21 protein-coding genes are annotated in these 22570 nt (G+C 65.3%); 6 read left to right on the plus strand and 15 right to left on the minus strand.

The features are described 5' to 3' along the window. Window positions 1–6: 6 nt before the first annotated feature. The 9 genes from AAG821_RS13200 to pdxH all read right to left on the minus strand — a co-directional run bounded on the left by AAG821_RS13200 (window position 7) and on the right by pdxH (window position 10038). Window positions 7–1323, minus strand: a complete 1317-nt coding sequence (locus tag AAG821_RS13200; protein ID WP_341912948.1) for a S41 family peptidase — start codon at window positions 1321–1323, stop codon at window positions 7–9. After that, window positions 1323–2543 (minus strand): peptidoglycan DD-metalloendopeptidase family protein, encoded by a 1221-nt coding sequence (locus AAG821_RS13205; RefSeq protein WP_341912950.1) that lies wholly within the window; start codon window positions 2541–2543, stop codon window positions 1323–1325. The genes AAG821_RS13200 and AAG821_RS13205 overlap by 1 nt, the downstream gene beginning before the upstream one ends. Further along, window positions 2536–4113 carry a 2,3-bisphosphoglycerate-independent phosphoglycerate mutase gene (gpmI, locus tag AAG821_RS13210; RefSeq protein WP_341912951.1) on the minus strand — a complete coding sequence of 526 codons (1578 nt, stop codon included), beginning with the start codon at window positions 4111–4113 and terminating at the stop codon, window positions 2536–2538. Before gpmI ends, AAG821_RS13205 begins: the two co-directional genes overlap by 8 nt. Before the next feature lie 109 nt (window positions 4114–4222). Continuing rightward, window positions 4223–4693, minus strand: coding sequence for a 23S rRNA (pseudouridine(1915)-N(3))-methyltransferase RlmH (locus AAG821_RS13215; RefSeq protein ID WP_341912952.1), 471 nt, complete (start codon window positions 4691–4693; stop codon window positions 4223–4225). 12 nt (window positions 4694–4705) lie between these two features. Next, window positions 4706–5170: a ribosome silencing factor gene (gene rsfS, locus AAG821_RS13220; RefSeq protein ID WP_341912954.1), complete on the minus strand. Its 465-nt coding sequence runs from the start codon at window positions 5168–5170 to the stop codon at window positions 4706–4708. A gap of 329 nt (window positions 5171–5499) precedes the next feature. Further along, on the minus strand, window positions 5500–6912 hold the full coding sequence (locus AAG821_RS13225; protein ID WP_341912956.1) for a sodium:proton antiporter: 1413 nt from the start codon (window positions 6910–6912) through the stop codon (window positions 5500–5502). A 98-nt stretch (window positions 6913–7010) separates the two neighbouring features. After that, a complete protein-coding gene (locus AAG821_RS13230) occupies window positions 7011–8429 on the minus strand; it encodes a sodium:proton antiporter (RefSeq protein WP_341912957.1) in 1419 nt (472 codons plus the stop codon). A gap of 56 nt (window positions 8430–8485) precedes the next feature. Next, a complete protein-coding gene (locus AAG821_RS13235; protein ID WP_341912959.1) occupies window positions 8486–9451 on the minus strand; it encodes a cation diffusion facilitator family transporter in 966 nt (321 codons plus the stop codon). Continuing rightward, window positions 9448–10038, minus strand: coding sequence for a pyridoxamine 5'-phosphate oxidase (pdxH, locus tag AAG821_RS13240; protein ID WP_341912961.1), 591 nt, complete (start codon window positions 10036–10038; stop codon window positions 9448–9450). Before pdxH ends, AAG821_RS13235 begins: the two co-directional genes overlap by 4 nt. A gap of 197 nt (window positions 10039–10235) precedes the next feature. Here pdxH and AAG821_RS13245 point away from each other — a divergent pair, with 197 nt between their 5' ends. Further along, window positions 10236–10742: an RT0821/Lpp0805 family surface protein gene (locus AAG821_RS13245; protein WP_341912963.1), complete on the plus strand. Its 507-nt coding sequence runs from the start codon at window positions 10236–10238 to the stop codon at window positions 10740–10742. Between the two features lie 191 nt (window positions 10743–10933). Continuing rightward, window positions 10934–11584, plus strand: coding sequence for a hypothetical protein (locus AAG821_RS13250; RefSeq protein ID WP_341912965.1), 651 nt, complete (start codon window positions 10934–10936; stop codon window positions 11582–11584). A gap of 40 nt (window positions 11585–11624) precedes the next feature. Here the strand turns inward: AAG821_RS13250 and AAG821_RS13255 are convergent, their stop codons facing one another. Together AAG821_RS13255 and fabF are read right to left on the minus strand one after the other, a co-directional pair. After that, window positions 11625–13304 carry a histidine kinase dimerization/phospho-acceptor domain-containing protein gene (locus tag AAG821_RS13255; protein WP_341912967.1) on the minus strand — a complete coding sequence of 560 codons (1680 nt, stop codon included), beginning with the start codon at window positions 13302–13304 and terminating at the stop codon, window positions 11625–11627. Window positions 13305–13611: 307 nt separating this feature from the next. After that, a complete protein-coding gene (gene fabF, locus AAG821_RS13260) occupies window positions 13612–14871 on the minus strand; it encodes a beta-ketoacyl-ACP synthase II (protein ID WP_341912970.1) in 1260 nt (419 codons plus the stop codon). 121 nt (window positions 14872–14992) lie between these two features. On the opposite strand from fabF, the gene AAG821_RS13265 reads away from it, so the two are divergent. Together AAG821_RS13265 and AAG821_RS13270 are read left to right on the plus strand one after the other, a co-directional pair. Next, a complete protein-coding gene (locus tag AAG821_RS13265) occupies window positions 14993–15466 on the plus strand; it encodes a MarR family transcriptional regulator (RefSeq protein WP_341912972.1) in 474 nt (157 codons plus the stop codon). 17 nt (window positions 15467–15483) lie between these two features. Further along, window positions 15484–15942 (plus strand): DUF3237 domain-containing protein, encoded by a 459-nt coding sequence (locus AAG821_RS13270; protein WP_341912974.1) that lies wholly within the window; start codon window positions 15484–15486, stop codon window positions 15940–15942. On the opposite strand, the gene AAG821_RS13275 is transcribed toward AAG821_RS13270, so the two are convergent. From AAG821_RS13275 to AAG821_RS13285, 3 genes are all read right to left on the minus strand, one after another. Continuing rightward, on the minus strand, window positions 15939–17084 hold the full coding sequence (locus tag AAG821_RS13275) for a PAS domain-containing protein (RefSeq protein WP_341912976.1): 1146 nt from the start codon (window positions 17082–17084) through the stop codon (window positions 15939–15941). The genes AAG821_RS13270 and AAG821_RS13275 overlap by 4 nt on opposite strands. An 84-nt stretch (window positions 17085–17168) precedes the next feature. After that, complete coding sequence (locus AAG821_RS13280; protein ID WP_341913017.1) at window positions 17169–18290, minus strand: site-specific DNA-methyltransferase; 1122 nt, start codon at window positions 18288–18290, stop codon at window positions 17169–17171. Window positions 18291–18502: 212 nt separating this feature from the next. Next, the gene (locus AAG821_RS13285) at window positions 18503–19138 is read right to left on the minus strand and encodes a ribonuclease HII (RefSeq protein ID WP_341912978.1); all 636 of its coding nucleotides are present in this window, start codon (window positions 19136–19138) and stop codon (window positions 18503–18505) included. Window positions 19139–19263: 125 nt separating this feature from the next. Here AAG821_RS13285 and AAG821_RS13290 point away from each other — a divergent pair, with 125 nt between their 5' ends. Then, a complete protein-coding gene (locus AAG821_RS13290) occupies window positions 19264–20064 on the plus strand; it encodes a crotonase/enoyl-CoA hydratase family protein (RefSeq protein ID WP_341912980.1) in 801 nt (266 codons plus the stop codon). 56 nt (window positions 20065–20120) lie between these two features. Further along, a complete protein-coding gene (locus tag AAG821_RS13295; RefSeq protein WP_341916305.1) occupies window positions 20121–21536 on the plus strand; it encodes a M48 family metalloprotease in 1416 nt (471 codons plus the stop codon). A 6-nt stretch (window positions 21537–21542) separates the two neighbouring features. On the opposite strand, the gene AAG821_RS13300 is transcribed toward AAG821_RS13295, so the two are convergent. After that, window positions 21543–22502, minus strand: a complete 960-nt coding sequence (locus tag AAG821_RS13300; RefSeq protein ID WP_341912984.1) for an RNA polymerase factor sigma-32 — start codon at window positions 22500–22502, stop codon at window positions 21543–21545. Window positions 22503–22570: the final 68 nt, after the last annotated feature.

Below are 22570 nucleotides of genomic sequence, written 5' to 3' on the forward strand. Positions count from 1 at the left end.
GGCGGATCATTTCCGGGCGGTCGGCTTGGGCGGTGCGCGCAGCACTTCCATCGCCGCCTGCAGCACCAGATCGGGGCCATCCTGGCCAGGCGTCGGCACCTTCTGCGGCGGCGTCACCGTCGACGGTTCCGCCTGCTTCTCGGGCTTGTCTTCCTCGGTCTCGCGCGTGCCGGTCATCTGGCGACGCTCTTTCAGCGCCGCGGCGATCTGGCGGTCGCGCTCATTCCAGGCTTCCACATCGGCCGAAATGCCGACCTTGTCGATCGAACGGCCCGACGGCGTGAAGTAGCCCGCGGTGGTCAGCTTCATGCCGCCGAATTCACCCAGCGGGATCATGGTCTGCACCAGGCCCTTGCCGAAGGTGGTGTTGCCCACCAGCACGGCACGGTGATGATCCTGCAGCGCGCCGGCGACGATTTCAGACGCCGAGGCCGAGCCGCCGTTGATCAGCACGGCCATCGGCTTGCCATCGGCGACATCGCCGCGCTTGGCATTGTAGCGCTGGCCGTCATCGGTGCTGGGGCGCAGCGCGCGGGTCGACACGATCTCGCCCTGGTTCAGGAAGCTGTCCGACACCGAAATCGCCTGATCCAGCAGGCCGCCCGGATTGTCGCGCAGGTCGATGATATAGCCCTTCAGGTCGTTGCCCATCTCGGACTTCAGCCGGTCGATGGCGGCAACCATGTCCTGGGTGGTGTGTTCGTTGAACGACGAGATGCGCAGATAAGCGAACTCGCCTTCACGGCGGGCACGCACCACGCGGGTCTTGATCACCGCGCGGGTGATCTTGATGTCGAAGGTCTTGGCCGCATCGGCGGCGCCGCGGCGCACGGTGAGCACGATGTTGGTGTTGGGCGCACCGCGCATCTTCTCGATCGATTCATTCAGCGACTTGCCCATCACCGGATCGCCGTCCAGATGGGTGATCAGGTCGCCCGGCAGCACACCGGCTTTCTGCGCCGGCGTTTCGTCGATCGGCGACACCACCTTGATCAGGCCGTTCTCCTGGGTCACTTCGATGCCCAGGCCGCCGAATTCGCCGCGCGTCTGCACGCGGGCTTCCTGGAAGCTGCGCGGCGGCATGTAGATCGAGTAGGGATCGAGCGAAGACAGCATGCCGTTGATGGCAGCCTCCATCAGCTCGTCGTCCTTGGTCTCTTTGTAGTAGTCGTTGCGCACGCGTTCGAAGATTTCTCCGAACAGGTTGAGCTGCCGATAGGTTTCATTGGCCTGCAGGCCGCCGACCTTGCTGGGAGCGGCGAACAGCGCCACCGACCCCATCAACGCGAAAGCACAGACACCGCCGAGGAGGAAATTGCGCATCAGCCGCTCACCTTTCTGTCGCCCGAGGCCAGCCAGGGTAACGGATTGACCGTTTCGCCTTTGCGCCTCAGTTCGAGATATAGGACGGGTTTTTCGCCTGGGGAGTTGGTCAACAGGCCGACCGGTTCGCCAGCAAGCACCCATTGACCGACAGAGCGGTCGATCCGTCCAAATCCCGCCAATAAGCTATGGTATCCGCCGCCATGGGCGATAATCAAGAGTTGCCCGTAGCCACGGAAGGGTCCGGCGAACATCACTTTGCCGTCAGCGGGCGCGATCACCTGGCCGCCGGGCCGGGTTTCGATGCGGATTCCGCGTAAGGGAACGCCGTTTTCATCGGCCTGGCCGAAGCGCCCGGTGATGCGGCCACGCGCCGGCAGGGCGGCAGACCCTTCCAGGGCGGCATAGGCCTCCGGCGGATCGGGGATTGTGCTGCCTTTCGGCGGCGTTCCGGCCTGGCTGCGGGCGCGCGCCTCGGCGGCCCGGCGCTCGGCCTCGCGGCGCTCCTGCTCCAGCAGGCGGTCGACCAGGGCGCGCAGATCCTTGGCCTGGGCGGCCAGCTGGCCGCTGGTCTCGCGCACGGAATCGCGCTCTTCCGCCGTTTGTGCGGCGGCGGCATGGGTTTCGGCCTGCAGGAATTCCAGGTCGCGGCGCTCATGGTCCAGCTGGGCGATGGCCTTGCCCAGCCGCTCCTGCTCAGCGGCCACGCCCTGGCGCAGCTTGGCCAGCCGCGTCAGTTCGTTGCGCAATGATGTTGCACGGTTCTCGATTTCGGGCACCAGGGCGGCCATCAGCTGGCTCGCCCGCACCATGTCCAGCGCCGAGCCCGGCGCCAGCACCATGGCCTCGGGCGGCTGGCGGCTGAGATGCGCCAGGCTGGCCAGGGTCTGCGCCAGCTCGCCGCGTCGGGCCTCCAGGGCCTCGCGGGCAGCGCCCTCATCGGCCAGCAGGCCGGCCAGTTTGTCTTCGCTCTGGGAGACCAGGTCTTCCTGCGCCTGCAGTTTCCGGGCGGCGGCAACCAGCTTGCGCTGCAGCTCGCGCTGCTTCTGCGCCAGCTTGGCGGCTTCCTGGCTCAGTTCGCGCTCGCGCTCGCGGCTTTCCTGCAGGCGCTTCTGCACATCCTGCAGCTGCTGCTGCGGCGCCTGCGCAAAACCGCCCACCGGCGCCAGCAGCGCTCCAAGGAGCGCGCCTGTGGCGAGCGGAAGGATCAGCTTACGCAAGGCGGCGGGCAGCCGTCTGGGTTTTGCCGGCCACCGCCAGGATGCTGCCGGTCATCTCGGCGGGCTGCGGCAGGCCGAGGAAATGCAGCAGGGTCGGCGCGATGTCGCAGAGCCGGCCGTCGTTGAGGCCGTAAGCGTTCGTGCGTGGGCCGACCAGCAGCAGCGGCACCGGATTGGTGGTGTGCTGGGTATGGGCCTGGCCGCTGGCGCGATCGCGCATCTCTTCCAGGTTGCCGTGATCGGCGGTGATCAGCATCACGCCATCCATTTGGGTGACGGCTGTTTCCAGTTTCGCGATGCAGGCATCGATGGTTTCGGCGGCCTTGATGGCGGCAGGCATCGAGCCGGTATGGCCCACCATGTCCGGATTGGCATAGTTGACGATGACCAGATCATACTGCCCCGAGGTGATCGCCGCCGTCAGCTTGTCAGTCAGTTCCGGCGCCGACATCTCCGGCTGCAAATCGTAAGTCTTCACCTTCGGTGACGGCACCAGGATGCGGTCCTCGCCGGCGAAGGGCTGCTCCTCGCCACCGTTCATGAAGAATGTGACATGGGCGTATTTCTCGGTCTCGGCGATGCGCAGCTGCGTCTTGCCGGCATTGGCCAGCACTTCACCCAGGACATTGGGATAGCGCACCGGCGCGTAAGCCGTGGCGAGGAAGGGATTCAGTGCGGTGGAATATTCGGTGAGACCAACGGCGCCGGCAAAGGTCACCACGCGGGCGCGCTTGAAGCCGTCGAAATGCGGGTCGAGCAGGGCGGTCAGGATCTCGCGTGCGCGGTCGGCGCGGAAATTCGCCATCAGCACGCCATCGCCGTTCTGCATGCCGGTGAAACCGGCGATCGCGGTGGGTGCGATGAACTCGTCGCTTTCATCGGCGGCATAGCTCTGTTCGACGGCCGCTTCGGCGCTGGTGGCGGTTTTGCCCTTGCCGTCGACCAGCGCCTCATAGGCCTGGGCGACACGCTCCCAGCGCTTGTCGCGATCCATTGCAAAGAAACGACCCGACACGGTGGCAAACGACACATGGGCCGCGCCATCAATCTGCTGGCGGAATGTCTTCAGGAACGTCAGGGCGCTTTTCGGCGCGGTATCGCGGCCATCCGCGAACATATGGATTTTTACAGCAATGCCGGATGCGGCAAAGATCCTGGCCACGGCGGCCATGTGATCCTGGTGCGAATGCACGCCGCCATCCGACAGCAGGCCGAGCAGGTGCAGCGCGCCGCCACTTTGCTTCAGCTTGCCGATCAGGCCGGTGATCGCCGGGTTGTCTTTCAGCGTGCCATCGGCCACCGCATTGTCGATGCGGCCGAGATCGGGCACGGCGATGCGCCCGGCGCCGATATTCATGTGGCCGACTTCCGAATTACCCATCTGGCCATCGGGCAGGCCGACATCGCGGCCGGATGTGCCGACCTTGGCGAACGGGCGGGTTTCCAGCAGGCGGCGGTAATTGGGCAGCCGCGCCTGCGCCAGCGCGTTGTCGGCCGGATCGTCGCGCAGGCCCCAGCCGTCCAGGATGCACAGGACGACGGGTTTGCGGATATTCTGGGTCTTGGTCATGGCTGTCGGTAAAGGCTTGGGTTTCTAGGGCTTCTACATAACGCAGCGCGGGCCAAAGGTCACGCCGGGCTTTCCCCTCACAGTGATCGGAAACATCAATTCTGGCCGGTCAATCACGATGATAGGGGTGCCCGGTCTGCAGGCTCCAGGCCCGGTAGAGCTGCTCCAGCAGCATCACCCTGGCCAGCAAATGCGGCCAGGTCATGGCAGACAGCGACAGCGTCAGCCGGGCTTTCGCCGCCAGGGCGGGGTCCAGCCCGTCGGCGCCGCCGATCAGGAAGGCGATCTCGGCCTCGCCATGGTCACGCCACTGGGCCAGCAGGTCGGCGAAATGGCGGCTGGTCAGGCTCTTGCCGCGCTCGTCCAGCGCCACGATGACGGCACCTTTCGGGATGGCGGCCAGTAGCAGGGCCGCCTCGCGGCTTTTACGCTCGGCCACGCTGCCGCCCTGCTTCTTGTCCTCCACCTCGCGGATGGTGACCGGCCAGGGCAGGCGCTCGCGATAGCTTTCCAGCAGGCTCTGGGCCGCATCATGCTTGGCGCGGCCGGCCTTGCCGATGCAGGCGACCGTGATCTTCATGGCGTGAGAGCTTTATGCCGCAGCAGGTTCCGGAATGGCCGCGCCGCCCCACATCTTTTCCAGATTGTAGAAGCTGCGCACTTCCGGCCGGAAGATATGCACGACGATATCGCCAGTATCGATCAGCACCCAGTCGCCCACGGCCTTGCCCTCGGCGCGCACCTTGCGGCCGGTTTCCTTGGAAATCCGCTCGACCAGATGCTCGGCGATGGCGCTGACCTGGCGCGAGGAGCGGCCCGATGCGATCACCAGAAAGTCGGCAATCGAGGATTTGCCGGCCAGTTCGATCGACACGATCTCCTCGGCCTTGTCGTCATCCAGCGACTTGAGGATCATCTGGTGCAGCTTGAGCACTGCGGGCGGCACCGCGATCTTCTTCGGCGCGGCCTTCGCCGTGGTCTTCTCGGCGCCCTTTTTCGCGGATTTCGGTTTGCCGGCCTGCGCCTTGTTCGCCGCCTTGGCAGCGGCCTTGGTCACGGCGGTTGTCACCGTCTTGGGCGCGGTGACCTTCTTCGATCCGGTACTTTTGGTGGCTGCAGTCTTGTTCTTTGCCGCGGCGGCCGGCTTCTTGGCGGCGGCGGTCTTGGACTTCGATGTCGCCTTGGGTTTGGCCCCACTGGCGGCAGTCGCGCTTTTGCGCGTCGTGGATGTTGCGATGGCTCTGTCCTCCTGCGCAATCCCCGGCTTTTGGCCGGTTCCCGGCCTCGATCCGGCCCAGAACCGAAGCGGGGGCCGAATCGGCTTCAGTCTACCCCGACTCGGGGTATCCGACAATGAAAGTCCGATGACGACCTGCGGTTGCCGCCCTACAGGAACCAGATCCAGGTGATCAGGGCAAACGGCAGCAGCAGCAGCGGGAAGCTCCACAGCATGTAGCCGAAAAAGCTCGGCATGCGGACGCCCGACTGCTCGGCGATGGCCTTGACCATGAAATTCGGCGCATTGCCGATATAGGTGAGCGCGCCCATGTAGACCGCGCCCATCGAGATCGCCAGCAGCGTGCTCGCCATCGGCCCCATCAGCGTGGCGGCATCGCCGCCGGCCATGTGGAAGAACACCAGATAGGTCGGCGCATTGTCGAGGAAGGCCGACAGCATGCCGGTGAGCCAGAAATACATCTCGTCGCGCGGTGCACCGTCGGGTCCGGTGGCGAGCGCGATCAGGTCATGCAACTGGCCATCGGCGCCGGCGCGCAGGATGGCGATCACCGGCACGATGGTGAGGAAGATGCCGGCAAACAGCTTGGCCACTTCCAGGATCGGCTCCCAGGTGAAGCCGTTGCCGTCGCGCGTGGTCTTGCTGGTGATCAGCAACGACAGGCCGGCCAGTGCGAGCAGGATGATGTCGCGCGCCAGATTCTGCGGCTTCACCTCGACGCCGCCGACAGACAGGCTCCAGTCCGGTGCCCAGGTGCCTGACAGCAGCACCGCGCCGATCACGCCGGCGAGCAGGAAGATGTTGACGCCGCCCTCGATGCCGATGGTGGTGTCGGGCGTCGGATCGCGGACGATGCCTTCCTTGATGTAGTAGTGACGGTCGATCACGTAGAACAGCGCCAGCAGGATCATGCCGAGCAGCAGCGTGGGCGTGAACATCGCCTCCATAGTCCAGAAGAAGCGCACGCCGTTGAGGAAGCCCAGGAACAGCGGCGGATCGCCCAGCGGTGTCAGCGCGCCGCCGACATTGGCGACCAGGAAAATGAAAAACACGACGACATGCACATTGTGCTTACGATTGTCGTTGGCGCGGATGAGTGGCCGGATCAGCAGCATGGCGGCGCCGGTGGTGCCCATCCAGCTGGCCAGCACGGTGCCGGCGGCAAGCAGCCCGGTATTCAGGCTGGGGCTGCCATGCAGGTTGCCCATGATGCGCACGCCGCCGGCGATCACGAACAGCGCCAGCAGCAGGATGGTGAAGGGTAGGTATTCATGCAGCGCCACTTCCAGCACCACATGGGTGGCGGCGCCGAAGCCGTCGCGCAACGCAAAGGGAATCAGAAAGGTGAGGCCCCAGAGGGCGGCGATCTTGCCGTAATGATGATGCCAGAAAGACGGCGCCAGCAGCGGCAGCAGCGCGATGGACAGCAGGATGCCGGCAAAGGGCAGGCCCCAGAGCAGGCTCAGGCCCGCGCCATCAATGGCGGCGGCGGCCTCTGCTGGTGCAGCGAAGCTGCACAGCGCCAGCACCGTAAGAATAGCGGCTGAAAGACTGGCTGGCATCGCGGCGCGCCCCCTCGGTTGTTATTCGCGTCGTGTGTCGCGCAACCGATATGGGGGGGCGCTGCCGCCGATGGCAACCCTTGCCGGGCCCTGCCGGGTCAGAACATGAAGAACAGCAGGGTAACAAGCCCGAAACATGGCAGCAGGATGGCACAGCTCCAGGCCATATAGCCGAAGAAGCTCGGCATCTTCACGTTCATCTCTTCTGCGATCGCCTTGACCATGAAATTCGGCGCATTGCCGATATAGGAGTTGGCGCCCATGAACACCGCACCGGCTGAAATCGCCAGCAGCGTGGTGGCCAGCGATCCCATCAGCACCTGTGCATCGCCGCTCGCCATGTTGAAGAACACCAGATAGGTCGGCGCATTGTCGAGGAAGCTGGAGAGAATGCCGGTCAGCCAGAAATACATCACGTTGTTCGGCGAGCCATCGGCATTGGAGGCCAGGCTGACCAGCCCACCGAGCGCGCCATCGGGGCCGGCACGCAGGATGGCGATGGCCGGGATGATGGTGACGAAGATGCCGGCAAACAGCTTGGCCACTTCGGCGATCGGGCCCCAGGTGAAGCCGTTGTCGCTGCGGGTCTGCTGCGCGGTCAGCTTCAGCGACAGGCCGGCGATCACCAGCAGCAGGATGTCGCGCGCCAGGTTCTGCAGTTCCACGCCGACGCCAAACACGCTCAGTTCCACGCCGGGTTTCCAGGTGCCTGACATCAGCACGGCCAGGATCACGGCGCCGAGCAGCACCAGGTTGATGCCGCCTTCCATGCCGATGGCGCTGTCGGGCGTCGGGTCGGGCGCGATGATGCCTTCCTTTTTGTAGAGATAGCTGTCGAGGGCATAGAACAGCCCCAGCAGCACCACGGCGACCAGCAGGGTCGGCATGAACAGTGCTTTGGTGGTCCAGAAGAAATCGACACCCTTGAGGAAGCCGAGGAACAGCGGCGGATCGCCCAGCGGCGTCAGCGCGCCGCCGATGTTGGAGACCAGGAAGATGAAGAACACCACCACATGCACATTGTGCTTGCGGTTGTCGTTGGCGCGGATCAGCGGCCGGATCATCAGCATGGATGCACCGGTGGTGCCCATCCAGCTGGCCAGCACAGTGCCGATGAACAGCATGCCGGTGTTCAGGCTGGGCGAGCCATGCAGGTTGCCGGTCAGCCGCACGCCGCCGGCTACGGTGAACAGGGCGAACAGCAGGATGATGAAGGGGATATATTCATGCAGTGCCACTTCCAGCAGCACATGCGCGGTGCCGCCGGCGCCGATCTGCAGGCCGAAGGGCACGACGACGCACAGGCCCCAGAAGGCGGCGACCTTGCCGTAATGGTGATGCCAGAACTGCGGGGTGAACAGCGGCATCAGGGCGATCGAGAGCAGGATGCCGGCAAACGGCAGCACCCAGAGAATGTTCAGGCTGCGTCCGTCGATGGCGGCGGCCTCGGCCGGCAGGGCAGCCAGCAGGACAAGCACACAGGCAGGCGCAAGGCGCAGAAGACGCAGACAGGTCATGATTCCCCCGATATCCCGAAACAGCCGCGCAGCTTAACGGCGCGGGCGGGGCGGGATCAACCCGGCGGACGGCCGGGTGGCGCCTGCTCCGGCGGCGTTTCCCCCGGTGCGGTCACATAGGGGGCCTCTGGCGCGTCATGGCCGGCCGGGTCCTGGTGGATGATGATGCCGGCGCCGGGAAACAGGGTCAGCAGTTCGGCCTCGATCTCGTCGGAAATGCGATGCGCCTCACGCAGACTGATCTCCGGGTCGAGTTCGAGATGAAACTGGATGAAAACCTGGGTGCCGGCCTGGCGCGTGCGCAGGTCATGCAGGGCGCGGGCCTTTTCGTGGCGACGCACCACGGCAAGGACGCGCTCGCGGTCGGCATCGGCCAGCTCGCGGTCCATCAGGTTGTCGAGCGCCCCGCGCACGATGTCGATGGCGCTTTTCACGATGATGGCGGCGACGACCAGCGCAGCGGCGGCATCGACCCAGACATAGTCGGGCTGGCTGGCCAGCAGCAGGGCCAGGATCACGGTCAGGTTGGTGGCCAGATCGCCGACATAGTGCAACCGGTCGGCTGCGATGGCGAGCGAGCCGGTCTGCCGCACGATGTGGCGCTGGTACAGGATCAGGCCGCCGGTCAGCAGGATCGACAGCACCATCACGGCAATGCCGGCAGGGCTGCTGCCGATCGGCTGCGGCGTCACCAGATGCTGGATGCCGGTGATGAACAGATACAGCGCCGAGCCGGCCACCAGCGCACCCTGGCCCAGACCGGCGAGCGCCTCGGCCTTGCCATGGCCGAAGCGATGCTCGTCATCGGCCGGCGTCAGCGCGTGGCGCACCGCGAGCAGATTGATGGCCGAGGCCACGCCATCGAGCAGGCTGTCGACCAGCGATGCCAGCAGGGCAACGGATTCGGTCTGCAGCCAGGCTGCCAGTTTGGCCGCCACCAGCAGCAGGACCACCAGCACCGAGGCATAGGTGGCGCGGCGCATCAGCCGCGCTTTGAGCGCCGGATCGTGGGCTGCGGTCACGGGTAGAGCTGTTCGGTGGCCCAGGGCGCCGCCGCATCGGCGCGGCGATAGACCAGGCGTTCATGCAGGCGGAAGGGCTTGTCGGTCCAGAATTCGATATAGCTCGGCGCGATGCGGAAGCCCGACCAGTAGGGCGGCCGCGGCACCTCGCCGATGGCATGCTTGGCGGCATATTTCGCCACCGCGGCTTCCAGCGCGAAACGCCCTTCCAGCGGGCGCGACTGCTGCGAGGCCCAGGCGCCGATGCGGCTGTCGCGGGGACGCGAGGCGAAATAGGCATCGGCCTCGGAGTCAGACACCACGCTCACCGCGCCGCGGATGCGCACCTGGCGCCGCAGGCTCTTCCAGTGGAACACGGCGGCGGCCTGTTTGTTGGCCAGCAGCTCGGTGCCCTTCTGGCTTTCGAAATTGGTGTAGAAGACAAAGCTGCGCGCGTCGTGATCCTTCAGCAGCACCATGCGCACATTGGGCAGGCCGTCGGTATCGGCGGTGGCCAGCGCCATGGCATTGGCATCGTTGGGCTCGCTGGCTTCGGCCTGTTTGAGCCAGGCGGAGAACAGGGCAAACGGATCGGCGGCGGGGGTCATGGTCTGAACTCTTTGGCGTCTGAACAAGTCTTTGGGACTGCGAAACAATCGCGACAAGGCCGGGGCACAATCCCGGTGTCATGCGATGTTACAGTGTGCCGCGAAGTTACCCAACCCCCGCCGCAATCCCGCCGTAATCCCCGCTCAGATTTTCCGGCGTACCCACTCTGGGTATGTCCAAAAGGATCACGACGTCCATGAACGCCATTTCGCATCGTTTTGCTGGTACTCGCCGTTATACGAGCGTGGTTGCCGCAATCGGTATCGCAGCCCTGGTGGCCGCCTGCGCCAATGACAGCGGCCCGAAGCAGACCGGTGGCACCGTGCTGGGTGGCATCGGCGGTGCCGTCGCCGGCGCCCAGTTCGGCAAGGGCACCGGCCAGTTGGTCGGCGTTGCCGCCGGCACCCTGATCGGTGCGCTGCTCGGCTCGGAAGTCGGCAAGTCGCTCGACAAGGCGGATCGCACCTATATGGAGCGCGCCAACCAGCGCGCCCTGGAAACCACCCCGTCCGGCACCCAGGTGTCGTGGCGCAACCCCGACAGCGGCAATGCCGGCACCATCGTGCCGCAGCCGGCCTACCAGGCGCCCAGCGGCGAGTATTGCCGCGAGTTCCAGCAGACCATCCAGGTCGGCGGTGAAAGCAAGCAGGGCTATGGCACCGCCTGCCGCCAGCCCGACGGCAGCTGGAAGGTCATGCACTGATGTCCCGGCCTGGGCGCTGCAGGGCCTCAGGCTGAATACCCGCGTATTTCCATTTCCCTTCCCCCCAGACTAAACGGCGTATCCTTCCGGATGCGCCGTCTTTTTTTGTGATCTGTTAACCCCGCGGGCCCAGAATGACGCGGCTATCCGGCAGAAGCCGGGTGGCAGACATTGCAGAGGAGGGGGCCAGAATGGTCGCCGAGATTGCCAGAGACGCCGCGCGGGCGGAGATTGGCGTGCCGATGCGCGCCCTGCTGGACGCGCGCGATGCGCTGGAGGCCCTGCGGGCACCGCGCCAGAAAACCGATGCCGAGCGCAAGCTCGACGACATCCTGCAAAACCTGAAAGCCGAGAAGACCGACGCGGCCCGGGAAGCGGCGCGCCGCAAGATCGCGCAGATCAAGGCCAGGCTGCAGGCGCTGAAGCTGGCGGCCGGATCGGCGGCGGCCACCGGCGATGCGAAACTGGCGCGCAAGGTGGCCAAGGATATCCGCGATGCGGCACGCGAGCTGGGCAAGGCGCTGAACGAAGCCGGCAGCGGCAGTGGCGTTGCGCCAGCCATTGCCGGCACTACGGCCGATAGCGAAAAAGCCGCCACACAGCAGAAGCAGGCGCTCGCCGCCGGCAGCGACCTCGCCGCCCTGAAAGGCGAAGCGGCCGAACTGGTGCAAGAGCTGAAAAAGATCATGCGCAAGCTGCGCCAGACCGGGCTGCATCCCGGCCTCAACCGAAAAGACCGCGGCGAGATGGACCGCACGGTTGGCGAGGCCGAGCGCGCGCTGTCCGGCCTGCAGGCGGCTGCCGCGCCGGCCACGGGTGGCGCGGTCGATATCACCGCCTGATCGCTGTGCGGTCCCGGTTCAGGCCGGGCTCAGGCCGGGCTCAGGCCGGGGCGGCCACCGGCAGACGCAGATGCACGGCCGTGCCGCCGTCCGTTGTGGCTTCGCTCTGCAATGTGCCGCCGTGATGGCGGACCAGCTCCTGCATGATGGCCAGGCGCAGGGCCAGGTCGCTGGCCTGATGGGGGGCGCGCTGCTCGAAACTGTGCAGCGGCCGTGTCTCGCCCGAGATTGCCGGCAAAGCCGCCTGACTGGTCAGGGTGATACGCATCGCCGCATTGTCCGCGGCCGTTGTCAGGGCCAGGCGGTTGCCCGCCGGCGACAGCCGGATCGATTCCTCCAGCAGGGTGACGAGAATCTGCTGCAGCCGCCGCCGGTCGGCCACGACGCTGCCGCCTGTCTCGCTCAGCGCCAGCTGGCAATCGGTCTGTTGCAGCACGGGTTGGATCTGTGCGATGGCTGCAGCGATCGCCGTGGCCAGATCCAGGTGTTCCGGCCGCAGCGCGAAATGCCCGGCCTCGATCTGGGCGATATCGAGCAGGTCGTCGATCAGGGTCAGAAGGTGGCGGCTGCTTTTCAGGATCAGCGCACCGTATTCCGCTGCCTTGCCGCTGCCGGCCCTGAGCTGCGGCAGCGTCAGGATCTCGGCAAAGCCGATCACGGCATTGAGCGGCGTGCGCAACTCGTGACTGAGATTGCCGAGAAAGTTCGTCTTCGCCATGCTGGCGCGCTCGGCTTCCGCTTTTGCCTTGATCAGGGCGTTTTCATAACTGCGCTGCCGGGTCACATCGCGCAGCGTGCCGGCGACGCGGAGGATTTCTCCATCGCGGTCGCGCACCGTCTCGTTGACGGCGAGCAGGATGCGGGGCTCTCCGCCGGGGATGGGAACGCGGAACTCCACCGTGGTTTGCGCCGAGTCATCGCGTGCAGCCTTGATGCTGTATGCCAGCCTGTCGCGGTCGTCGGGATGGACGCGGTCCAGCAAGGCTTGCGTGCTTGCCGGGATGGCGCCGGGCGCCAGGCCGATCAGGCGGTAGAACTGGTCCGACCAGAAGGTCGCGTTGCGTTTCGCATCCCAGTCCCAGTTGCCGACATTGCCGATGCGCTGGGCATTCTGCAGTGAGTCGAGGGTGCGGCGATAATTCTCTTCCGCCACATCGCGTGCGGCCTCCGCCATCTTGCGGGCCTGGTCGACCTCCTGCAACAGCTCGGCATTGCGCAGCCGCAGGGCGGCCGAGCGCAGTTCCTTGTCATGCGCGTTGTGGCTCCAGATCGAGGTGAAAGTCGCAAAAACCAGGCCGCAGAAGGCAATCGTCAATGCGCCGGCGCTACCTTCCACCAGACAGCGGATCAGTGGCGGTGCGAGGGTCGTGATCATGAATGTGTAATAGGATGGCAGATGCACGCTGCGGGTCAGCACGCTCAGTGTGATCAGCCCGCAAAGCGCAAAGCCGAGCGTGATCTGCGATTCGAAATCGTTGGGCACGAAGCTGAACCAGCCGAGCAGGCCCCAGCCGGCACCGGTGACTGCCGATGCGAGGGCGAAGCGATTGGTCCAGGAACTGGCTGCCGCGAAAGGGTCAGGACGTGCGGCGAAGCCGCGCCGCAGCTGGTCGAACCACAGCGTGCCGCCAAGGTTGAGCCCGAAGGTGAGCGCCATCTGCCAGATGTGCAGGCTGTTCCAGAAGGCGGCGAACAGGCCGGCCATGAACAGGAACGCCATGTATCGCGTCGGGCGGCTCAATCGATACAGCCGCTCCGCGATCACGGCCTCGATGAGGGGGCGATCCGCCGGTCTGGGTGTTGCGTCTGTCTCGTGGATCAACCGTTTGAGCAGGGCTGGGGATACCCCGTCAGGTTTGTTCATGCGGCCCTGATGCGGTGGCGAAAGATCAGAGCAACTTAAACAGCCGCACGCAAAATGCCATGACTAGTTTCGTTCACTGGGTGCGCCATGGGCCGGAAATGGCTGTCTTTTAGCCAGTGAGTTGCTTCTATCACCACCGGAGGCTGGTGAAGAGGGCGACTTCCTAGCGCCCCACAATTACCGCGGCATTGACGCCGCCGAAGCCAAACGCATTCGACATCGCATAGTCGATGGCCTTCGCCTTGGCCTGATGCGGCACCAGATCGATGCCGGCGCAGGCCGGATCGGTCTGATCGAGATTGCGGGTCGGTGGCAGCAGGCCGCTGCGCACCGCCAGCAGGGCATAGATCGCCTCCACCGCGCCCGCCGCACCCAGCAGATGCCCGATCGCCGATTTGGTGGACGACATGGCAAGCTGGGCGATGTGGTTGCCGAACAGGCTTTTCACTGCGGAAATCTCGGCAGCATCGCCGACCGGTGTCGCCGTCGCATGGGCGTTGATGTAGCCGATCTGGTCGGTAGTCAGCCCGGCCATCTCTAGGGCGATCTGCATGGCGCGTTTGGCGCCGTTGCCATCCTCCGGCGGCGCGGTGATGTGATGCGCATCGCCGCTGGTGCCATAGCCCAGCACGCGGCCGAGAATCTGCGCGCCGCGCGCTTTTGCATGCTCCAGCGATTCCAGCACCAGGATGCCGGCGCCTTCGCCCATCACGAAACCGTCGCGATTGGCATCGAACGGACGCGAGGCCAGGGCTGGGTCGTCGTTATGCGCCGTCGCCAGCGCACGGGCGGCGGCAAAGCCGGCGATGCTGACGCGGTCGATGCAGGCCTCGGTGCCGCCGGCCACCATCACATCGGCCTCATGGCTGCGGATCATGCGTGCGGCGTCACCGATCGCCTGGGCACCGGCAGCGCAGGCGGTCACCGGGCAGCCCAGCGGGCCTTCCAGCCCGTGGCGGATCGAGACATGGCCGGCGGCCAGGTTGCCGAGGAAGGAGGGGATCACGAAGGGCGAAAGCTTGCGCGGCCCGGCGCGCTCCACCGTGCGGGTGGCCTCGGCAATCGCCGGGAAGCCGCCGATGCCGGTGGCGATGATGCAGCCAGCACGCGTGCGCGCGGCGGCATCGGCCAGGGTCAGGCCGGCCTGTTTCATCGCCTCGCCCGCCGCAGTCAGCGCGAACTGGATGAAGCGGTCCATCTTGCGGCGGTCTTTCGCCGGCGCCGCGCTGTCGGGATCGAAGCCCTGCGCATCATCCTGGATATCCGGCACGATGCCGGCCACTTTGGCCGGCAGGTCAGACGTATCGAAGCCGGTGATGCGGCGCAGGCCGGACAGGCCCGCGGTCAGCCGTTGCCAGTTGGTTTCGACGCCGACGCCCAGCGGCGTGACCAGTCCCAGTCCGGTGATGACGACTTCGCGCATGGCGGTTCTCCCCAAGAGGAATAAAGTGGCAGATAATAGATGTATATACAGATATTGCAGCTACAGATAAGATGGCGCTGCCCAATTTGCAAGGGCAGGCGAAGCCGGCTATCTAGAGAGGATGGCCCGCAAAACCGATTCTGTGCTGGAGTCCGCGGCTTTCCGCCAGTTGATGGAGGAGGGCTGCACGGTTTTGCGCCTGCATGCGGCCACCCGGCTCAGCATGCAGGCCTATAACGCTTTCATGGCAGAGGTCGATCTCACCATGCCGCAATTCGCCACGCTGGCCTCGCTCTATCAGGAAGACGGTCTCTCCATGGCGGCGCTGGCGCAACTGATCGGCGTCGATGCCACCACGCTGACCCGCAATCTGCGTCTGCTGGAACGGCGCGGCCTGGTGCTGCAGGATACGGCCGCCGATGATCGCCGCCGCCGTGTGGTGCGGCTGACGCCGGAAGGCCGCAGGCTTTTCCTCCGTGCAGTTCCGCTGTGGCAAAAGGCACAGGCGGCGCTGAAGAAACGTCTCGGTGTCACGCTGACCGAGGCTTTGCATAAACAGCTGACGCAGGTGGTCGAAAAACTGCGCGGCTCATAAAAGAAACTGGAGGAAACATGCTGACAGAAGTCTTTTCGCTGGCCGTCGATGTCGGCGTACCGCAGAGCATCGGCAGGGATGCGAGCGGCGAGCGTCGCTGCGTGCCGATCACCGGTGGCAAGGTCAGCGGGAAGCTTACGGGTATGATTTTGTCCGGCGGTGCAGATTGGCAAACCTTACGACCCGATGGGCTGGCCGATCTCGATGCGCGCTACATGCTGAAGCTCGACGCTAATTCTCTAGGCGGGGGCGCGCAGGTGGAAGTGTGGAGCCGCGGCCTGCGCATCGGCCCGGCCGAGGTGATGGCGAAGCTGGCACGCGGCGAGCGTGTCGATCCATCGGCTTATTACATGCGCACGGCGATGCGGTTCGAGACCGCGGCGCCCGATCTGCAATGGCTGGTGCATCGCTTGCATGTCGGCCTGGGCGAACGCACGCCCGATCAGGTGCTGCTGAAGGTCTTCGCCGTCGACTAATCCGGTTCGTGGCGCAGCAGGCCGCGAATCCAGGCAACGCTGCCATCGGCGGCGCGTTCGCTTTCGGCAATCGACTGCAGCCAGCGCGGCTTCGCGGTTTCGCCGGCCACGCGGAAGCTGACGGAATCACGCGCGGCGCCATGGCGCAGGCGCTGGTAATGGGCGCGCACGATCTCGCGGTCATCGGGATGCACGCAGTCGAGCCAGGCGGCCAGGGCGGCCGGGCAGGATTGCGGTGCCAGGCCGAGCAGACGGTAGAACTGGTCGCTCCAGGCCACCTCGCCATCGGGTGCCTGCCAGTGCCAGGAACCGGTCTGGGTGATGCGCTGCAGCGTCGCCATATCGGCCAGCACCATGTGATGGGCGCTTTCCAGTTCGGCATGGCTGGTTTCGGCGGCATGGCGGGCGCGATCGATCTCGCCGATCAGTTCGGCATTGCGCAGGCGCAGCGCGGCAGACAGGCGTTCACGGCGGTTGTTGACCTGGGCGCAGAAGCATTGCGCCGCCAGCAGGATGGTGCCGAAGAAGGCCATGCCCACGGTGCTCGGCTCGCCGAACAGGAAGCCGCGCGCGAAGAACGGCACCGAGATGCCGATGATGAAGGCGTAGAAGGACGGCAGATGCATCGCCCGGGTGTTAAGGCTGCTGGTGGTCAGGCCGGCCCAGGCCACGCAGAGCAGCGCCTGCAGCGCAAAGTCGCCGGGCGGATAGCCGAACCAGCCGACCAGGCCCCAGCTTAAACCGGTGGCGCCGCAGCCGATGGCAAAACGCATGCCCCAGTCGGTGGTGGTGTCGTAGCCGCCGCTTTCGGTATAGGCGTCGCGCAGGCGGTCGAGATACAGCGTGCCAGCGGCATAGAGCAGGCCGATGCCGGCAATATGCCACCAGGTCAGATAATCCTGGTAGATCACGAAGGCGCCGAACAGCATCGGGATCGGCACATAGCGGGTGGCAAAGCTGCTCTGGTACAGCCGCTCGATCAGCATGGAATCGATTTTCGGATCGCGGCTGTCGAGCAGCGATTCGTCGTCCTCACTCAGCCGCTGCAGCAATGCAGCAGATGCGGTTTGCTGATCCTTCACGCCCTGTCCCCAGTTGCCGGCTTCCGACCCAAGCGGCACTGCGCAGGGTATCACCCGCATGGCGAATCAGGCCAGCACGAAGCCGCGCAACGCGTGGGATTTTGATGTGGAAAACGCCGGGCGGAAGACTCGCGAAACGGGTGGTCAGCCCAGTTCTGCGCGCAGCTTCTGGCGCAGAATGTCGATCGGCTTGAGCTGGCCCTCGACCTCGATATGCCAGAAGGTCCAGCCGTTGCAGGCGCTCGCCCCCATCACATGGGCGCCCATCTTGTGGATCGAGCCGCTGGCATCGCGGGTGGCAAGGCTGCCATCGGCGCGAACCTTGGCGGAAAACCGCCGCGACTGATCGAACAGCACGGTGCCGGGCTGCAGCAGGCCGCGTTCGACCACCCAGCCGAAGGGGATGCGCGGTTCGTCTTTCTTCGAACGCATGGTCTCGACATCGTCATGCGCGGCCGGCTGCACGGTAGCGATGCGGCGCTCGGCGGCCTTGGCATAGGTAGTTTCGCGTTCGATACCGATGAAGCGACGGCCGAGCCGCTTGGCCACGGCGCCGGTGGTGCCAGAGCCGAAGAAAGGATCGAGGATCACATCGCCCGGCTTGGTGGAGGCGATGATCACGCGATGCAGCAGGGCTTCGGGCTTTTGCGTCGGATGTGTCTTGGCCCCAGAGTCGCCGCGCAGGCGTTCGCCGCCCGAGCAGATCGGGATCAGCCAGTCGGAGCGCATCTGCAGGTCTTCGTTCAGCGCCTTCATGGCGTCGTAGTTGAAGGTGTAGCCGCGCGCATTCTGGTCCTTGCTGCACCAGATCAGCGTCTCATGCGCATTGGTGAAGCGCTTGCCGCGGAAATTCGGCATCGGGTTGGTCTTGCGCCACACCACGTCGTTCAACATCCAGAAGCCGAGATCCTGCAGCTGGGCGCCAAGGCGGAAGATGTTGTGGTAGCTGCCGATCACCCAGATGGTGCCATTGGGCTTGAGCAGGCGCTGCGCCGCCTTCAGCCAGGCCTGCGAGAATTTGTCGTATTCGGCAAAAGAAGCGAACTTGTCCCAGTCGTCATCGACCGCATCCACCACGCTGTCATTCGGCCGGCGCAGTTCGCCGGTGAGCTGCAGGTTGTAGGGCGGGTCGGCGAAAATGCAGTCGATCGATTCCGCCGGCAGGGCATTCATCTGGGCGATGCATTCGCCGAGCAGGATCCTGTCCAGCGGCAGGTCGGGATGCGGTACGGCCTGTGCCAGTTCGGCGCGGGCAGGCTTGGCCATGAGAGGCTTGGCACGCGTGGCGGTTGCGGTGCGGCTCGCATCCGGGCTGGTGCCGACCAGGCTGAGATGGCCTTTACGCAGCCCCGGTTTGTTGCGGGACTTGCTGGTCGGATCAATAAACGTCGGCGCCATCTGCGGATCATCCCCTAAAAGACCCGCAAGTCATAGATTCTATTAGGTTAATCAAATCCTTAAATGGTGAATCTTTGTTATCACACCAGATGTAGAGTCAGCTGCTCCCTGATAGGCGCAAAACCTAGTCGGTGGTGTTTTGTGACACCGGCGGTTTTCAGTCCGGCCTGATGCGCGGCGGTGCCATAACCCTTGTTTCGGTCCCAGCCATAGGCCGGATAGCGCAGGTGCAGTTTGGCCATGGCGCGGTCGCGCACCACCTTGGCCACGATCGAGGCGGCGGCGATCGACAGGCTGAGCGCATCGCCGTCCACCACGCCGGTGGCGGGGCAGCAGAGCTGCTTCGGGCAATGCGGGCCATCGATCAGCGCATGGGCCGGCACAATGCGCAGGGCTGTCACCGCCCGCTGCATCGCCAGCATGGTGGCGTGGAAGATGTTGAGCCGGCCGATCTCGGCTACCGATGCGGCGCCGATGCCGATATGGGCATGGCCGTCGCGGGCATAGTCGAACAGGCGGGCGAACAGCGCCTCGCGCTCGGCGGCCGTCAGTTTCTTGGAGTCATCCAGGCCACGGGGCCGCTTGCGCCGATCCAGGATCACGGCGGCCGCCACCACCGGCCCGGCCAGCGGGCCGCGGCCGGCCTCATCGACGCCGCAGATCAGGCCGTCAGCCAGATCGGCCGCCAGCCTCAGTTCCAGCGCAAAATCCGGCACCGCGCCACTCCCCCCAAATGCCAAGCTTCTGCCATGAAGCGTATTATATACTCGCCTGCCTTGCCCGCATCCGGCGCGGTGTGGAAAAGTCTCGGAAAACCCCCCAGAACAACCGGCGGAGCAGCATGCAGTCCCAGATCGTTGATGCAGATGGCGAAATCCTGACCCGGCGCGAGGGCGCGATTGCCCTGATCGGGATCAACCGCCCGGCCAAGCTGAACGGCTTCACGCCCAAGATGCTGAAGGAACTGGCCGCTGCCTACACGGCTTTTGAAGCCGATGCCCAGGCCCGCGTCGCCGTGCTCTATGCCGAGGGGCCGCATTTCACCGCCGGCCTGGATCTGCCCAAGGTGGCGCCGCTGATGGGCGACAACAACCTGCTGGTCGCGCCCGGCCAGATCGATCCCTGCAACAATGTCGGCCCGTTCCGCAGCAAGCCGGTGGTCGCTGCCGTGCAGGGCATCACCTATACCATTGGCATCGAGCTGATGCTGGCGGCCGATATGGTGGTGGCAGCCAGCGACTGCCGCTTCAGCCAGCTGGAAGTGAAGCGCGGCATCATGGCGACCGGCGGCGCCACCATCCGCATGGTCGAACGTGCCGGCTGGGGCAATGCCATGCGTTACCTGCTCACCGGCGATGAATTCGATGTCGCCACCGCGCTGCGCTTCGGCTTCGTGCAGGAGGTCACCGCGCCCGGCGACCAGCTGAACGAGGCGATCCGTCTGGCCGAACGCATTGCCGCCCAGGCGCCGCTGGCGGTCTCGGCCACACTGCGCAACGCCCGCATCGCCGTGGAAACCGGCCCGGCGTCGGCGGTGGCAAATTTCCATCCGACCCAGAAGGCACTTATGGCCAGCGAGGATGTTAAGGAAGGTGTCGCCAGCTTCGTGGAGCGGCGCGCCGCGCGTTTTAAAGGACAATGACCATGTCGCGATGTGTCGTTATCGCCTGTCTTGCTGCCGGCCTGTTTGCGGCCCCCATGACGATTCCGCAGGCGTCGGCGCAGATCTTCATGTCGCCCGAGGAGGCCAAGAAGCTCGGCACCCAGGAACATCCGAAAATCCTGAAAGAGTTCGGCGGCGTCTATGATGACCCCAATATCGGCGCCTATGTCGCCGGCATCGCCGGGCGCATTGCCGGCCAGTCGGGCCAGCCGGCGTCGAGCTTCACCTTCACGGTGCTCAATTCGCCGATCGTCAATGCCTTCGCGCTGCCCGGCGGCTATGTCTACATCACGCGCGGCACCCTGGCGCTGGCCAACAATGAAGCCGAGGCAGCCGGCGTGCTCGGCCATGAAATCGGCCATGTGATCGCGCAGCATTCGGAAAAACGCTACGACCGCTCGCTCATCACCCAGGGGGCGGTTGGCATCGGCTCGGTGCTGGGCTCGATCTTCCTCGGCTCCGGTGCCGGTGATCTGGTCGGCCAGCTCGGCAGTGTCGGCGGTGGCCTCTATCTCGCCGGCTTCAGCCGCGAGAACGAACTGGAAGCCGACACCATCGGCGTGAAGCTGTTGGCCCGCGTTGGCTACGCGCCCGAAGCGCAGGCTGCCTTCCTGCAGTCGATGAGCAATTATGGCGACCTGGCCGGCAAGATGGCCGGCCGCAATGGCGGCGGCGGCGGAGTCAGCGATCTGTTCGCCACCCATCCGGGTGGACCGCAGCGCGTGAAGGAGGCGATGGCGGCGGCGAAGGAATATCCCAACAGCCCGGTCTATCGCCGCGACGAATATCTGGATCGCATCGACGGCATGATCTATGGCGACGATCCCAAGGAAGGCGTGGTGCGCGGCAATACCTTCACGCATCCCGGCCTGCGGGTCGGCTTCAGCATGCCGGATGGCTGGCCGATCACCAATGCCAGTGATGCGGTGGTGGCCAGCAACTCGGCCGGCCGCATCCAGTTCGATATCGAGGGTGACAAGAAGAAGGTGCAGGCCTCGCGCAACGCGCAGGATTATCTCACCCGCATCTGGGTGCCCAAGCTGCCGCTGAAGAATGTTGAGACGATCAAGGTGAATGGCATGCCGGCCGCCACTGCCACGGCGCGCATCCAGCTGAAAAGCGGCAATGCCGATGTGCGGTTCGTCGCCGTCGGCTTCCCCACCGACGACATCATGCGCTTTGTCGTGATTGCGCCACCGGGCGGCCTTGGCAAAATCGACCAGCTGGCGCTGCGCAGCATCAACACGCTGAAGCATCTGAGCGCGGCGGAAGCCGCTGCGGTGAAGCCGGTGCGGCTGAAGGTGGTGAAGGTGGGCAGCGGCGATACGGTGGAGAGTTACGCCAAGGTCGCACCGCTCGGATCTTATGCGACCGAACAGCTGCGGCTGCTGAATGCGCTGAAGGACAGCGAACAGCCCAAGCCGGGCGAACGCTTCAAGACGGTGGAGTAAGCCAGCTCAGTTCGGCTGCAGTCCGGGAATGTCGCCCAGCCGCCGGCGCAGGCGGGTCAGGGCCTGATGTTCCAGCTGACGCACGCGCTCCTTTGAAATGCCCATATGGGCACCGATGCGCTCCAGCGTGATCGTGTGATCCGAGAAGAAGCGCGCCTGCAGGATGCGGCGTTCGCGTTCGGGCAGATCGGCCAGCGCCTCGCCCAGCCAGCGTTTCTGGATGCGGCTGTCATGGCGCGCCATCGACAGGGCTTCGGGATCGGGCCGGTCATCCACCAGCAGATCCTGCCAGTCGCTGTCGCCATCGATGCCGATCACCGCATTCAGTGAGCGATCACCGGCGGCCAGCCGGCCTTCCATATGGGCGACATCGCTTTCGCTGACATTGAGCTGGCGCGCCAGCATGCGGCGTCCTTCGGGTGTCAGCACATCCTGGCCGCCGCGCTCGATGCGCGCGCGCAGGCGGCGCAGGTTGAAGAACAGCGACTTGTGTGCCGCCGTGGTGCCGGTGCGCACGATCGACCAGTTGCGCAGCACGAAATCTTGGATCGCGGCGCGGATCCACCAGGAGGCATAGGTGGAGAACCGCACCTCGCGGGCCGGCTCGAAACGCGCGGCGGCCTGCATCAGGCCGAGGTTGCCTTCCTGGATCAGATCGCTGACCGGCAGGCCGTAATGGCGGAAGCGCACGGCGGTGGAGATCACCAGGCGCATATGCGGCGCCACCAGTTTATGCAGGGCGGTCTGGTCCTGGTGGTCGCGCCAGGCCTGGGCGAGGGCGACTTCCTGCTCGGGTGACAGCAGCGGCAGGCGCATGGCGCGGCGCACGAAAGCACGGTCGCCGTCAATCGCGACACTGTCGCGTTCGACGCTGGCACGGGCGACACCGGCACGGGCAACAGGAACGGATCCAGGCGCTCCGTCCTCGGCATCCAATAAGGTTAGTCGGCTCCGTTCTGGCGTCATGGCAGCCTCGCTGGTCTGCCAATTCTACGCCTGTGCCCGGCAGGCGGATCACTCACGGCTGCGTGAAA

The organism is Ferrovibrio terrae (assembly GCF_943372915.1).
Lineage (GTDB): Bacteria > Pseudomonadota > Alphaproteobacteria > Ferrovibrionales > Ferrovibrionaceae > Ferrovibrio > Ferrovibrio terrae_A.

Excerpts from the sequence above, each read along its gene's own strand:
- AAG821_RS13200 (WP_341912948.1), bottom strand. The coding sequence starts at position 1,323 with ATGCGCAATTTCCTCCTCGGCGGTGTCTGTGCTTTCGCGTTGATGGGG.
- gpmI (WP_341912951.1), bottom strand. The coding sequence starts at position 4,113 with ATGACCAAGACCCAGAATATCCGCAAACCCGTCGTCCTGTGCATCCTG.
- AAG821_RS13215 (WP_341912952.1), bottom strand. The coding sequence starts at position 4,693 with ATGAAGATCACGGTCGCCTGCATCGGCAAGGCCGGCCGCGCCAAGCAT.
- AAG821_RS13225 (WP_341912956.1), bottom strand. The coding sequence starts at position 6,912 with ATGCCAGCCAGTCTTTCAGCCGCTATTCTTACGGTGCTGGCGCTGTGC.
- AAG821_RS13230 (WP_341912957.1), bottom strand. The coding sequence starts at position 8,429 with ATGACCTGTCTGCGTCTTCTGCGCCTTGCGCCTGCCTGTGTGCTTGTC.
- pdxH (WP_341912961.1), bottom strand. The coding sequence starts at position 10,038 with ATGACCCCCGCCGCCGATCCGTTTGCCCTGTTCTCCGCCTGGCTCAAA.
- AAG821_RS13245 (WP_341912963.1), top strand. The coding sequence starts at position 10,236 with ATGAACGCCATTTCGCATCGTTTTGCTGGTACTCGCCGTTATACGAGC.
- AAG821_RS13250 (WP_341912965.1), top strand. The coding sequence starts at position 10,934 with ATGGTCGCCGAGATTGCCAGAGACGCCGCGCGGGCGGAGATTGGCGTG.
- AAG821_RS13255 (WP_341912967.1), bottom strand. The coding sequence starts at position 13,304 with ATGGCGTTCCTGTTCATGGCCGGCCTGTTCGCCGCCTTCTGGAACAGC.
- fabF (WP_341912970.1), bottom strand. The coding sequence starts at position 14,871 with ATGCGCGAAGTCGTCATCACCGGACTGGGACTGGTCACGCCGCTGGGC.
- AAG821_RS13265 (WP_341912972.1), top strand. The coding sequence starts at position 14,993 with ATGGCCCGCAAAACCGATTCTGTGCTGGAGTCCGCGGCTTTCCGCCAG.
- AAG821_RS13270 (WP_341912974.1), top strand. The coding sequence starts at position 15,484 with ATGCTGACAGAAGTCTTTTCGCTGGCCGTCGATGTCGGCGTACCGCAG.
- AAG821_RS13275 (WP_341912976.1), bottom strand. The coding sequence starts at position 17,084 with ATGCGGGTGATACCCTGCGCAGTGCCGCTTGGGTCGGAAGCCGGCAAC.
- AAG821_RS13280 (WP_341913017.1), bottom strand. The coding sequence starts at position 18,290 with ATGGCCAAGCCTGCCCGCGCCGAACTGGCACAGGCCGTACCGCATCCC.
- AAG821_RS13290 (WP_341912980.1), top strand. The coding sequence starts at position 19,264 with ATGCAGTCCCAGATCGTTGATGCAGATGGCGAAATCCTGACCCGGCGC.
- AAG821_RS13295 (WP_341916305.1), top strand. The coding sequence starts at position 20,121 with ATGACGATTCCGCAGGCGTCGGCGCAGATCTTCATGTCGCCCGAGGAG.
- AAG821_RS13300 (WP_341912984.1), bottom strand. The coding sequence starts at position 22,502 with ATGACGCCAGAACGGAGCCGACTAACCTTATTGGATGCCGAGGACGGA.